Source organism: Bacillus sp. FJAT-28004, assembly GCF_001280845.1.
Lineage (GTDB): Bacteria > Bacillota > Bacilli > Paenibacillales > Paenibacillaceae > Pristimantibacillus.
On the sequence record NZ_LGHP01000003.1, the window covers coordinates 355,288 to 369,245 of the forward strand.

11 protein-coding genes are annotated in these 13,958 nt (G+C 38.7%); 10 read left to right on the forward strand and 1 reads right to left on the reverse strand.

Going from position 1 to position 13,958, the window contains the following annotated elements; all coding sequences use genetic code 11:
• Positions 1–2 precede the first annotated feature (2 nt).
• Complete coding sequence (locus tag AC787_RS29400; protein WP_054028513.1) at positions 3–659, reverse strand: acetyltransferase; 657 nt, start codon at positions 657–659, stop codon at positions 3–5.
• Between the two features lie 207 nt (positions 660–866).
• Here AC787_RS29400 and AC787_RS29405 point away from each other — a divergent pair, with 207 nt between their 5' ends.
• From AC787_RS29405 to AC787_RS29450, 10 genes are all read left to right on the forward strand, one after another.
• Entirely contained in the window at positions 867–2,069 is a 1,203-nt protein-coding gene (locus AC787_RS29405; protein WP_054028514.1) for a nucleotidyltransferase family protein, read from the forward strand.
• Between the two features lie 13 nt (positions 2,070–2,082).
• Positions 2,083–3,312 carry a glycosyltransferase gene (locus AC787_RS29410; RefSeq protein ID WP_054028515.1) on the forward strand — a complete coding sequence of 410 codons (1,230 nt, stop codon included), beginning with the start codon at positions 2,083–2,085 and terminating at the stop codon, positions 3,310–3,312.
• On the forward strand, positions 3,296–4,324 hold the full coding sequence (locus AC787_RS29415; RefSeq protein WP_054028516.1) for a glycosyltransferase: 1,029 nt from the start codon (positions 3,296–3,298) through the stop codon (positions 4,322–4,324). Before AC787_RS29410 ends, AC787_RS29415 begins: the two co-directional genes overlap by 17 nt.
• Before the next feature lie 20 nt (positions 4,325–4,344).
• Positions 4,345–5,502, forward strand: coding sequence for a polysaccharide pyruvyl transferase family protein (locus AC787_RS29420; RefSeq protein WP_054028517.1), 1,158 nt, complete (start codon positions 4,345–4,347; stop codon positions 5,500–5,502).
• 9 nt (positions 5,503–5,511) lie between these two features.
• Positions 5,512–6,705: a glycosyltransferase gene (locus tag AC787_RS29425; protein WP_054028518.1), complete on the forward strand. Its 1,194-nt coding sequence runs from the start codon at positions 5,512–5,514 to the stop codon at positions 6,703–6,705.
• A gap of 10 nt (positions 6,706–6,715) precedes the next feature.
• Positions 6,716–7,897, forward strand: coding sequence for a glycosyltransferase (locus AC787_RS29430; protein ID WP_054028519.1), 1,182 nt, complete (start codon positions 6,716–6,718; stop codon positions 7,895–7,897).
• 23 nt (positions 7,898–7,920) lie between these two features.
• Complete coding sequence (locus tag AC787_RS29435; protein WP_054028520.1) at positions 7,921–9,096, forward strand: glycoside hydrolase family 88 protein; 1,176 nt, start codon at positions 7,921–7,923, stop codon at positions 9,094–9,096.
• Positions 9,097–9,111: 15 nt separating this feature from the next.
• Positions 9,112–9,657, forward strand: coding sequence for an acyltransferase (locus AC787_RS29440; RefSeq protein ID WP_054028521.1), 546 nt, complete (start codon positions 9,112–9,114; stop codon positions 9,655–9,657).
• A 259-nt stretch (positions 9,658–9,916) separates the two neighbouring features.
• A complete protein-coding gene (locus AC787_RS29445) occupies positions 9,917–11,494 on the forward strand; it encodes an oligosaccharide flippase family protein (RefSeq protein WP_054028522.1) in 1,578 nt (525 codons plus the stop codon).
• A gap of 50 nt (positions 11,495–11,544) precedes the next feature.
• Positions 11,545–13,851, forward strand: coding sequence for a right-handed parallel beta-helix repeat-containing protein (locus AC787_RS29450; protein ID WP_054028523.1), 2,307 nt, complete (start codon positions 11,545–11,547; stop codon positions 13,849–13,851).
• The last annotated feature ends 107 nt before the right edge of the window (positions 13,852–13,958 follow it).

Genomic DNA, 13,958 nt, shown 5'->3' on the forward strand with positions numbered 1-13,958 from the left:
AATTAAAGGTAACGCTCGCCTTGTTCTCTTAATCGTACAACTCTGGCTGGAGTCCCGTAAGAAATGGTATAGGCAGGGATATCGGTTAAAACGGTAGAGCCGGCACCGATTACAGTGTGTTCGCCGATCTTTTTGCCATGAATAACATTTGCACCTAAAGATAGAACGGAATAATCTCCAAAACTTACGTTGCCTCCCGTACAGGCTTTTGGGGCAAAGGTAACGAAGCTGCCTAGCTTAGAGTCATGATCAGCAGAAGATTGGGTATACATGATGCAGTGCTCGCCGATCTGAGTATCGCTATTAATGACGCATCCTGCCATGATGACTGTTCCGACGCCGATATGTGCGCCCTTAGCGATAGAAGCAGTTGGGTGAATAGCAGTGATAAAAGTAAAATGAGGATGTGCTTCTATCATTTTTGCGACGACAGATGCACGGGTCCAATTATCTCCAATGGCTACTATGCCGCTGCTGACGGTTGAAAGATTGGCTGTAAGCCAGCTTTCATCGCCTAAAATATCATAGCCGTAAAAGGTTGAGCCGATTGGCATATAACCATCAAGGATGCCTGCGATTTGATACAAACCGGCTTTTTCAATTGTATCTATAACAGCCTTTGCATGGCCTCCGGCTCCGTATACGATTATTTTTTTCATAGGATTAAACCCTCCTTATTCGTAACAACGTTTCACATTACTTATTCATTCTAGCAGATCGAATCCTTTTTTTCTAAAAGAATAGCGAACAAATGGAATGATGATTGACAGATATTAGGTATGGTGTTAACCTGTACTTGTGTTCGTTTTATAGAACAAAATAAATAATTTGTTCGTTATTGGCTAATTAGCATGAAGGAGATATTCATGAATAACGATGTCACTCTCCATAAGGAAGACTTATCTGACGAATTGAGACTAATGCTCTCCATTCTTGCCATGGATAACAAGACTGAGATCACATTTGATTTACAGGAACTCATTCATCACGCGGATTGGGACCGGTTTATTGAATTAGCGAGACACCATAGAGTCTTTCCTTCGCTCAATCACAAGATGCAAAAATTAAAAACGATTGGGATTCCTACGTTTGTATCCCAAATGTTCCATCGCGACTATTATCGGAATACGCTGCAAATGCTTGCTTTAAGCGGCGAGATGGAGCAGATTGCTAAATTATTTTCTGACAACGGTATAAGATCCTTGTTTTTAAAGGGGCCAGTCATTGCTGCAGATCTTTACGGTGACGTATCCCTTCGGACTTCATGCGATTTGGATCTGCTTATTCCGCTGAAAGACTTAGAGCGAACGGAAAGCCTTCTCCTCTCTTGCGGGTATGAAAAGGATGAATATATTGTCTCCGTACTGAACGACTGGAAATGGCGTCATCATCATACTTCATTTATACACCCTGAAAAGGGAATCAAAGTCGAGGTTCATTGGAGACTCAATCCTGCTCCGGCGAAGGAACCGAGATTTGATGATCTATGGGAGAGAAGAAGACAAAGCTCGTTAATCACACGACCTATCTATTATTTGGGGAGAGAAGACTTATTTATGTTTTTGGTCTCTCATGGCGCTCGTCACGGCTGGTCAAGACTTCGTTGGTTACTTGATATTAAGCAGCTGTCGGATCAAAAGTTAGATTGGCCCAAGCTGATTGTTCTTCTTCGAAAGCATCAGTTTACACATATCGGCGGTCAGGCATTACTATTATTAGCGAAACTGTTCGCAGTTCCTTTGCGTGAGGAAATGAAGCCGATACTAAACGATAGAAGAGCAGAATGGTCGGCGGAGGATGCCATGTTCTACGTACATAGAATGATAAATCTTCATAGTCCTCCTATATCGGAAGAAGTCGACCGCTATCATAGAAAGTATTTATTTGGTCTATTGACCTTTAGACAAAAGGTTATGTTTATCGCAAGCTTTCTTTATCCATATCCAGAAGATGCGAAGACGCTGCCGCTTCCAAAACCGCTGCACTTTCTCTATTTTCCGCTTCGACCATTCATATGGGGGTGGAGAAAGCTTCGAAAAACGTTTAAAGATAACGAAACCTATAATTGACTAGGAGTGCAAAATGAAAAAAGTATTGATAGCCTCTTACGATATGGAGGTCGGCGGGGTTGAGAGAAGCCTGGCGAGTATGCTGGATGAGTTCAATTTTATCGAATATAACATCGATTTGATGCTGTATCGGCATAAAGGTGACTTTATGAGTCTTTTGACGGACAAAGTGAATTTGCTTCGGGAAATACCGCAATACACTTCCTTCAGAAAGTCTATTCTTGAAACATTGAGAGATAAGCAGCTTCCTATCGGAGCTTCTCGCCTAGTAGCGAAATTTCATTCTTCTGTTTTAAGCAAAATGAACGGAGTTCAAGAAGCCGGTTATATTCAAATGCAGCTGGTTTGGAAGTACGCAAAGCCGTTTCTGCCCGCTTTAAAAAATGAATATGATGTTGCAATCAGCTACCTATGGCCGCATGACTTTGTCGCTGAAAAGGTTTCCGCTAAAAAGAAGATTGCATGGATTCATACCGATTATTCAACGATTTCCGCAGATCATAAGCTGGATTTGAAAATGTGGAATAAGTTTGATTACATTGTTGCCGTTTCCGAAGCTTGCCGCGATTCTTTCCTTGAGCGTTACGAAGTGCTAAGGGGAAAGGTTGTAATTATGGAAAATATCGTGTCTCCCATTTTTATTCAAAGTATGGCCTGCGAGCTTATAGACAATAATCCTATGCTTCATGATTCGCGTTTCAAGCTGCTCTCAGTAGGCAGATTAAGCCATGCGAAAGGCTTCGACAATGCCATAAAGGCGTTTAAGCAGTTGGTAGAGCAAGGGTACGACGATCTCGTATGGTATATCGTTGGTTATGGCGGAGATGAAGAGAAGCTTAAAACTCTAATTGAGCAAAATCAGCTGGCTGGGAAATTTATTTTATTGGGTAAGCAAACCAATCCATATCCTTATATAAGCTTATGTGACTTATATGTTCAACCATCTAGATACGAGGGAAAGGCAGTTACCGTTACCGAAGCGAAAATATTGGGAAAACCCATCGTGATTACCAATTATTCGACGGCTCCAAGTCAGGTTGATCATATGACGGATGGATTTATTACAGAGTTATCCGTTAAAGGCGTAGCCGATGGGATTGAGAGACTATACAAGGATCACGAGCTGAGAGAACGACTGGCGACTCATTGTAAAAACTCCGATTATAGCAATAGTAATGAGCTCGAAAAGTTGTATGAGCTGATTGCACTAGAGAGGAGTTACGAAATTGAATATAAAGGTTAGTGTCATTGTGCCTGTATTCAATGCTGAGCCTTATATTGCACTATGTATTGAATCCTTGCTTAGCCAGACGATCCGAGAATGCGAATTTATATTTGTGAATGACGGATCCACGGATCGCAGCACTTCTATTATTGAAAGGTACAGACAATTAGACTCAAGAATTATTTTGCTGCAGCAGTCCAACCAAGGCGTAAGCATGGCTCGAAACAAGGGATTGGAGGCTGCTTCGGGAGCATACATTGGATTTGTTGACGCAGATGACTTTATTGAAGCGGATATGTATAAACGACTCTATGATGCGGCGAATAAAGATGAATGTGATATTGTTCTATCAAATTTTGAAAGTGAAATTGAAGGCAATTACGTTCTAACAAAGTATCCGTTTCCTGTGAATGCTTTGCTCAATGACGATTTCATTGCGCAGGCAGTATTGCCGTTCTTTCTTAAATCAGACGAATTAAATACGGCGTGCAACAAGCTGTACCGTAAATCTCTTGTTATGCATTCGGGTATCAGATTTCCGAGAAATGTAGTCTTAGGCGAAGATGGGCTTTTCAATATGGAAGCATTCAGCCGTGCAGCAAGCTTGAAATATATTGATTATACGGGGTACCACTATCGTGAGACAAGTGGAAGTGCAACCAGGGATATTATTCGAAAAGATTATTTTCACCGAGCCTTGGAAGTTTATCGCACGGAGCCTCCGGCCTATTATAAGGATTTATTAGAAGAAGAAATGATTATCCATTTAAAAGCAATCAAGTTAATCCATAGCGTAATCGCATATGTCCATATTTATTTGAAACCGACAAATAGCTTGAGCGTCAGTAAACAAATTAAATACATACGTACAATGATCGAATGCCAGGAAGTTAAAGCTGCACTTCCGCTCTATAAGAAGGAAATGGAGCTTACACTTAATCGTTATCAAAGATTAATGCTTTATTTTATAAGCATAAGGTCTTGGATGGGGCTATATTGTATGACGGCATACAGTCGGTTTAGAAATTAAACATATTGGAGGACATTTCTTTGAGAATCTTGATGTTTGCACATGAAGGCAGTCAAAATCGCGGTTGCGAAGCAATCGTTCGGTCATCAACGGCAATATTAAAAGAGAAGATTGATGGAGCAAAAGTATATTTGGCGTCAGCACAGCCTGAAAGCGATAAAATCATCGCTAAACTAGATGGCGTCTATGACGGTTCAACATTAACCATAAAAAAATACTCCTTTGATTGGTTTTTATCCTCAATGAAAGTAAAGCTATTCCAGGACGAATCATTCGCACTTGGAAAAATTCATCATAATATTATTAAAAATATTAAGGATATGGACGTTTGTTTATCCATAGGCGGGGATAATTATTGCTATGGGGAGCAGCCTGGTTGGTACGAAATAGACAGGCGTGTTAAAGCACAGGGGAAAAAGCTTGTGTTATGGGGATGTTCTATTGGAGAAGAGGATATGACCGAGAGAAAGCTGGAGGATCTTAAGCTTTTCGATCTGATTCTGTCCCGTGAATCACTTACCTATCACATGCTTCTTAGCAAAGGTCTTACTAATGTAAAGCTTTGCGCAGATCCGGCATTTACGATGGAAAAGGAAGAACTGGAGCTTCCTAAGGGATGGCAGGAAGGCAATACGATCGGGCTTAACTTTAGTCCCTTGGTGTGGAAACGGAATAAGCAATCTCAAGCTGCGGTCGATGAATTGATTCTGCATATTTTAAGCAAAACGGATATGACGATTGCATTAACTCCTCATGTCATCATAAACGGTAATAATGATTACGAGGTATTAAGCAGTTACTACGAGAGACATAAGCATACAGGCAGGGTGATTCTATTGCCGGATAACCTTACAGCCATACAATACAAGGGCTTTATTGCCAGAATGCGATTTTTTATAGGTGCACGTACACATGCGACAATTGCGGCCTACTCTAATTCTGTGCCAACCATGGTGCTTGGTTATAGCGTTAAGTCAAAAGGAATTGCGAAAGATATCTTTGGCGAAGAGAAGCTGGTTTTGAGTATTGAGGAAATATCAGATAGCAAACGATTAATAGAGAAATTTACTGAAATGATTAATGAAGAGGATGCTTTAATCAAGCTGCTCAAGCAATCCATTCCTGACATAAAAAAAATGTCTTATAGAGCAGTTGATTATATTAAAGAGTTGGCCTAGGAGGACGGAATGAAAAAAAAATTACTTTTCGTTATTCCTAGTCTAACTTCGGGCGGTGGAGAAAAAAGTTTGGTGAATTTGTTAAGCCAGATCGACTATACCCAATATGATGTGGACTTGTTTTTACTGAATCATGAAGGATTATTTATGGATTTGTTGCCTAAACGGGTTCATTTATTGCCATTGCCAGACGTATTTGATATCTTCGTGCTAAAACTCCCAGCTTCCGTTCAACAATTTTTACGTAGGGGAAATCTATTGCTCGCTTTAAGCAGAATCATGTTCAGCGTCAAGAATAGAATTGTAAGGCATGATTCGTTAGGAGAACAGTATAGTTGGAAATATTTATCTAAATCCTTACCGCGATTAAGTAAACAGTATGATGTAGCAATAGGTTTTCTTGAAAAAACATCCATCTACTTTTGTGTAGAAAAGGTTCATGCCCTTAAGAAAATCGGCTGGATCCATACGGATTATGACAAATTAGGAATGAATCCTAAATTTGATCTTAGTTATTTTGAAAAGTTGGATCATATCGTAACCGTATCCGAGGAATGCTCGAATATTCTGAAAAGAAGATTCCCCGAGCAAGAAGCTAAGATTAATGTCATTTACAATATTGTTTCTCCTTCTATTATTGAAAGAATGGCGGACCAAGAGAAAAAGGATGTATATGAACGAAACGGTAATGAGGTAGTCATCTTATCCATCGGAAGGCTTAATCATGAGAAGGGCTTTGAAATGGCCATAGAAGCCTGTAAGATTTTAGTTGAACGTGGCTTTAGGGTCCAATGGAACATAATAGGTGAAGGAAAAGAAAGAGAAGGGTTGTTAAGTCTAATAGCTGAGAATGGACTAGCTAATCATTTTAAGCTTTTAGGCCTAAAGACCAATCCTTACACTTATATTAAACAAGCCAATATTTATGTGCAGACCTCTAAATTTGAAGGTAAATCAATTGCGATTGATGAAGCCAAAATTTTGAATAAGCCAATCGTTGTTACGTGTTTTAATACTGCAAAAGATCAAATAAACGATGGGATAGATGGACTTATTGTAGACATGAACGCTGAAGCTGTCGCCTCAGGTATCGAGAAGTTGATAACTGATCAAAATTTAAGCCAAATGATGGTAGAGCAACTATCGAAGCAAAAGCTAGGGACAGAAGAGGAAATAATCAAGCTATATCAACTCCTTGCATAGGTGGCAGAATATGAAAAAAAAAATACTGTTTGTACTCAGTAATTTAAATTGCGGCGGTGCAGAGAAAGCGCTGATTTCCATTTTTCAAACCATTGATTATTCAAGATTTGAAGTAGATCTGTATTTGTTCAAGCATGAGGGGATATTTTATAGTCAAATTCCAAATGAGGTGACAGTGCTTCATGAGGTTCATCACTATAACTACTTTGATATGTCTATAAAATCAGCGATCATTCAGTGCTTAAAAGAGGGAAGTATAAAATTGGCTTACGCTAGACTGAGAGCGGGATACATCTTTCATACAGAGAAGAATCCAGCTATACGCGAGCAAAAAGTTTGGAAATATTTATCTTTAGCTTTTCCGGCGCTTGATAAAAGGTATGATGCGGTTATAGGGTTTCTTGAAAAAAATCCGGTTTATTTCAGCATTGAAAAGGTGAATGCAGCTAAAAAGCTTGGATTTATTCATAATGATTATGACAAGCTTGAGATGGATCCTAATCTTGATGCTCCCTACTTTGAACAATTGGATCATCTTATAACCGTTTCAGACAGGTGTGGGGAGGTATTAAAGCAACGTTTTCCGCAGTACAAACAAAAGGTTAGCGTCATTCATAATATTGTATCACCTTCAATGATTCATAAAATGTCAAAAGAGAAAGCAGAACTAATTCAGAATAAGGGTACTACTATTGTTTCGATCGGCCGTTTGAATTACCAGAAAGGATTTGAACTAGCAATAGAAGCATGTGCAACTTTAGTGGAAGAAGGGTACGACGTAAATTGGTATGTAATAGGTGAAGGAGAAGAAAGGAGTAAGCTGGAGAAGCTAATCGAACTGTATAAGCTCAGTGGAAATTTCCATTTAATTGGAATGAAAGAAAACCCGTATCCTTATATTCATGAGGCGGATATTTATGTTCAACCATCACGGTTCGAAGGGAAATCCATAGCAATTGACGAGGCAAAGATCTTGAATAAGCCGATTATTATTACTGATTTTAGTACGGCAAAGGATCAAATCGTACATAACCAAAATGGGTTGATTGTTCAAATGAATGCAACAGCGATATTCGAAGGAATTAAGCAGTTGATAGAGGATGAAGCTCTTAGAGATTATTTTGTGCAGCAGCTTTCTAATGAACATTTTGGAACCGAATCGGAAATTGAAAAGTTATATGCACTGATTTAAGTGTTCATGGAGGAGCGAATAAAATGTTAGAAGTTTTTGCTGCTATTTTTATGGGAGTTGTCATCATTATTATTTCCATTGATATTATGCCAATCAGTAAGGATTGGCTCAGTAGAATACATATAGGGAGATATAGAGACAAACAAAAATGGAATCAATCGATTACGCATATCGGCGTTAATTGGCTTAATCATACACCCAAAATCAAAGTAACAGACAATATGAGGCTGGTGGCAATCGACATGCTGAAAGGTAACTATTCTAAGAGTGTCATACAGCACTGGCAGGAAGCATCTTTGTTACTAGGATTGTCCGAGTGTTTGAAAAATGAAGGTAGTAAAGACATGGAAAACCAAATCAAACACTTTCTAAAAACAAAGTTTGATGCACAGGGGCAATGGAGAGAATTGCCTGTTTATATCGATTCAGCTATTCTTGCCTACGGAGTCATGAAGCTTGAACGGATAGACATTGAGAAATATAAGCCAGCGCTTGACAGCATCTGGGAGCTTATTCAATCACATATCGGAGAGGATGGTACCGTTCAATATCGAAAGTATATGAAAAATTACCGATATGTCGATACGATAGGCTTTATATGTCCGTTTTTGGTTGCGTATGGAATAAAATATAACAAACAGGAATGCGTACAGTTAGCAGCCAAGCAATTGGAACAATATGAAACATACGGTATGCTCGATGACCATTATATACCTAGCCATGCCTATCATATGGAAAATGCATTGCCATTAGGATTATTTGGCTGGGGTCGTGGATTGGGTTGGCTGGCAATCGGTCTTAGCGATGCTTGGCGAGAATTGCCAGACGGGCATTATTTGAAGCCGAAGCTAGAGCAGTTTATGAAGAAATTCGCACAGGCTGTCTTAGTATTTCAAAGACCAGAAGGGAATTGGAATTGGACGGTTACACGAAATGAGACTAGGGCTGATTCGTCTACGACAGCTACTTTAGGCTGGTTTTTGCTTCAAGCTTCTCAGATAGAAGAGCTTGCAGAGGAATGCTCAGAAGGAGCAGAGCGGGCTGTCCAATATCTTATGAAGGTAACAAGAAGAAGCGGTGCGGTTGATTTTTCACAAGGAGATACAAAGGATATAGGCGTATATTCAATGTTATTTAATATCCTTCCTTTCACTCAAGGTTTTTGCATTCGAATAGCGAATTTCAACACAAAGCAATAGGAAGGTGATAATTAGATGATAAAAAGAATTATAAATTCTTTATCAGTTCGAATAAAAAACAAATTGAATCCAAAAACTGAGCTGGAGATATTAAAAGAAAGAGGATTAATTTATGGGAAAAATTTTAATTTTTTTAATAGCCATATCGACTACGGGCATTGTTGGTTAGTTGAAATTGGAGATGATGTTACGATAACGAATAGCACGATACTAGCACATGATGCCAGCACTAAATTACACTTTGGAAAATCAAAGATTGGAAGGGTCAAGATCGGACATAGAGTATTTATAGGTTATAACAGCTTAATACTGTGCAATGTGCGAATAGGAAATGATGTAATTGTTGCAGCAGGTTCTATTGTTACGAGGGATATACCCGATAATTCTATTGTTGCTGGAAATCCTGCTAAAATTATTGGGAATACTAAGGATTATATTGAAAAACATAGAGTTTTTTTGAATGAAAAGCCTGTTTATGATACATATTGGCCTTATAAGACAAAGGATCAGATTGAATTAATAAAAAAAGAACTAGATTCTGATTTTGGTTATGACGAGTAAGAAAAGCCATTTTCATTTATATAAATAATATCCCATCTTGAAGAATAGAAACGAACATAAGGGTAAAAGGGATAAAGGGGAGTTTTGGAACTAGAGGAGCGAATGCGACCGCATTTGTCTTTGGATTTTTACCGAGAAGGGCGGAATAATAAAAGAAATCTGAATACAGTAGCAGTCGGAAGTTCAAACCTTCTCTGAAGTTACGCAAGGCACCTCAAGAGAAATTCTTAAGCTCATTCTATATAGATAGGAGATTAGCATGCGAGTAAAAAGCTCTATACTGAATATTACTGTGGGTCTTGGTAATCAACTCATTATAACGATTTTAAGTTTTATTTCAAGGACTGTCTTTATCAACAGCTTAGGAATGGAATACTTAGGTATTAATGGATTATTCACTAGCATACTTGCTATGCTCACGTTGGCTGAGGCCGGAATTGGTTCAAGCATTATCTATAATCTATATAAGCCTGTCGCCGATAATGATCGGCCTAAAATAATGGCTCTAATGGAGCTATACAAAAAAGCTTATTATGTCATAGCAGGAGTGGTGCTGCTGCTAGGGTTAGTTCTTATGCCTTTTTTGGATTTATTCATCAAGGAAACCAGTGTTGAAAACCTCAATTTAATATACATTCTATTTCTTATTAATACAGCTGCTCCCTATTTATTTGTTTCCAAACAATCTTTTCTAAATGTAAGCCAAAAAAATTACATAATAACAGCTGTATTTTCAATCTCCGCCATTATCTCCACCTGCATGAAGATCGCAATTCTGCATTACACAGAAAATTACCTTTTATATCTTGCTGTAGAGAGCGCGCTTTCCGTTATGACATCGATTATTTTAGCCATTATTGCAGATAGGCTTTATCCTTACCTGAAACAGAAGATAAACAGCAAGCTGGATCCCGAAGTCAAAGCTAATTTTATAAAGAATATGAAAGCAATAATTCTTCAAAATGTCGGAAATTATTTTATTTTTGGAGTGGACAGTATTCTTATTTCTTCATTTGTAAGCATAGCGGCCGTAGGCTTGTATTCCAATTATAAAATGCTTATTGATATATGCCGAACATTCCTTAACCAGGTATTTGCCAATATGTATCACAGCTTAGGGAATTTAGTGGCCAAGGAAAGTCCTGAGGCTGTCTATCGCATATTTAAGGTTACGTATCTTCTTAACTTTTGGTTATATTCTCTATTATCGATTGGTCTTTATTTATTAATTGAGCCTTTGATAGATATTTGGATAGGTTCAGAGTTTAAAATGACGAATGCTGTGCTGCTTATTCTGGTCATATCATTCTATGAAAGAGGTATGCGCAACTCCTTAAGCGCGGTGAAAACGACTGCTGGAATTTTTCACGAAGATCGTTTTGCTCCATTAGGTCAGGCTGTAATTAATCTTGGGATATCACTGGTTTTAGTGCAATATATGGGCATTGCAGGCATATTCATAGGAACATTGGTTAGCGCATTAGTGGTTCCTTTTTGGTATACTCCCATGCTTGTTTACCGAAAAGTGTTCCTTCAGCCTGTTCGACATTATTTCATCAGTTACATGCTTTATACCGTAATTGGAATAGTAACCTGTGGAATTGTAGGCTTTGTTAATCATTTTCTGCCTTCAGGCAATTTATTATGGTTAGTACTCAAAGGGATCATCTGTCTCGTACTAGTAAACGTAATCTATATTGGTGTGTTCCAGAGAACGGAACAATTCAAATATTTGCTCGGTATTATTCGAAACCTATTAAACAAGTTACCTGGAGGTACAATTTTCGGGAAGGCATTTAAGCGCAATCATAGACTGGAAACGGGTGGAAATAAGTAACCTTTTACTGACAAGCTACATACGATGAGAGTAAAAGGAAGGTGACGGCTATGAATCAACAAGGGTCTTACCGAATAGAACTAGATCGTTTTAATATCAGCAATACAGGTATGAATGCAGCGGAGACGACAAAAGGAATCAATGATGCTATTAATTGGGCTAAATCTCTAGGTTATGTCCATATTATTCTACCAAAGGGTTCCTATAATGTCAGGATTGATCCAAGTTCTCTAGTCGCAATCCATATGCGGAGCGGTATTCATTTAGAGCTTGATCAAGGATGTGTGATCAAGCTAGAGGGCAATTCATCTCCAAATTATTCTATCATTGAAATGAGAGGGATTAGCCACGCCAAAATAACTGGTGGCAAGCTAATTGGAGACAAGAAAGAGCATGTATACGAGGTTTTTATAAAGTTTGTCAGAGGCGGTGTGAACGCTGACGGTACGCCAAACAATAATCCCAACTGGATTCGCAGCGAAGTTATTGACCGTTATGCCAATCCAGGACTTCTTGCAAATTTTAGGCTCTGGAGTATACCGGGCGTGAGTGCGACTTCTTATCAGTTCTATCAATATAAAGACACTATATCAAAAGAAACACTTGCAGGTTCTCGGACGAATGGTATCTTCGCACCTGCTAGCTCAGCAGGAAGAGGATGGTTTCTTAATGAAGAGAATGACTTAGGTAAAAATAATAAAATGATATTTGCGATATCGCTTGCAGCCCCTCTAACAGACAATCAAATTGCTGATATTAGGGCTAAGGTCGATAATTCATTTTATACTCATGAAAACGGGTACGGAATTGGATCATTTGGCTCAAATTATATAGAAATAAGCAAAATCGAAATATTAGATTGCATTGGGGATGGAATCTTAACGGGGTGGGAGAAGTACCAGATAGATCCAGCATCATACACGCAAGAGCAGATGGGGCAGGATGTCCTTATTCATGATTGTCATATTCATCATTGCAGACGGCAAGGGATTTCGATCTGTGCTTCAAACGACACTCATATTTACAGAAACAAAATTCATCATATTGGCTATGATGATGATGGGGTAACAATGAATTTCAGAAACGGTACGCCTCCAATGTTTGGTATTGATATCGAATCCATGTATGGTGAAACAAATATTCCTTATAAAACAGAAGAACGTCCAAATGGATTGGAGCTAAACTACCGAATTTATATATCGGATAATTATATTTATAAAAACGTAAGAGGTCATTTTGTTAATTCTGACGGTACTCATATCGTATTAGATGGAAATACCTTTGAAGGAACCAATGTCGGAGGAGTGAGCTCAAACCCAAATTTCCCGAACGTGAAATTTACGAATAATACATTCAATGGGTGCGAGCTATGGGTTCAAGGAGATAACTTTGTCAATGGAGCTGTTTTCCAGAATGGGAATTTAAAGCTTTTAGATGTAAGAGGAGCAGTCGTTCAAAATTGTCAGGTGAAAAATGGCTCGGTCTATGGTTCAAGCGTGTATGGCTATTTTGGATCACCTGCTGTAAATGTTTCTTCTGGTACCTTTACGTTTAAAACGGCGCATGGAATGGGCAACGGTGCCAAAGTATCGTTTGAGCAATGGATCGGTAAGATTCCGACTGGAATCAGTGCAGATAAATTGTATTACACCGTAAATGTTTCTTCGCTTGGTTTTCAGGTTTCAGAGTCTCTGGGAGGTGCGCCGTTAATTATTAGCGATGCTGGGGTGCTGGGATTCAATATTGGAAGGTACAATTACGGCAGGTGCTATCTAGATCATATTACCGTGGAGCGAGATTGGCGTTCGGATAATGCGCTGACACCAAACTTTAATATTTTGGCTGCAGGTGCTGTTATTAAAAATGTAACCGTTAAAAATTATGATGTGTCCGTGCTGGTTCCTCAAGATTATGCTGGTCGCCCGAACATAGTAGATGGACTCACCCTAATCGAAGGTACCGCTAAATTTGAAGGTTGCCATATAAGTGATAGTGAATTTCTTAGAACAAAGACCCCTCTTTTAGGCAATACCGATATTCAGCTTGGCTCAAATGATACCCAGTATACGAGGCAGGTTACGTTTCGGAATGGGTTATTTCACAACCTGGGACTTGTGTTGGACGGAAATTCACTGGTAACCGGAACGACATTTATAAATGCTTCCGTTGTAAAAGCAGACAATGCAAAAAAAGCATTTATTTCTCAGTCTTACTTTGACAACAGTAAAATGAACTTCTATTGGCTGCGCCAAAATCAATCTGTCACCATAACGAAGTCTGTATTCAGAGGAGTCACGGTAGCCGGTACTGCTCCATATGTAAGACTGATAGAAAATACGGACTTAGGAAGCGTTTAATAAATGAATTTTTAAAAAAATAATACATCCCTGGAGATAAATTACGCTGCAGGGAATTTATTTGATATAATGTTCTTAATAAAGAATAAAAACGTTTCATATAATGA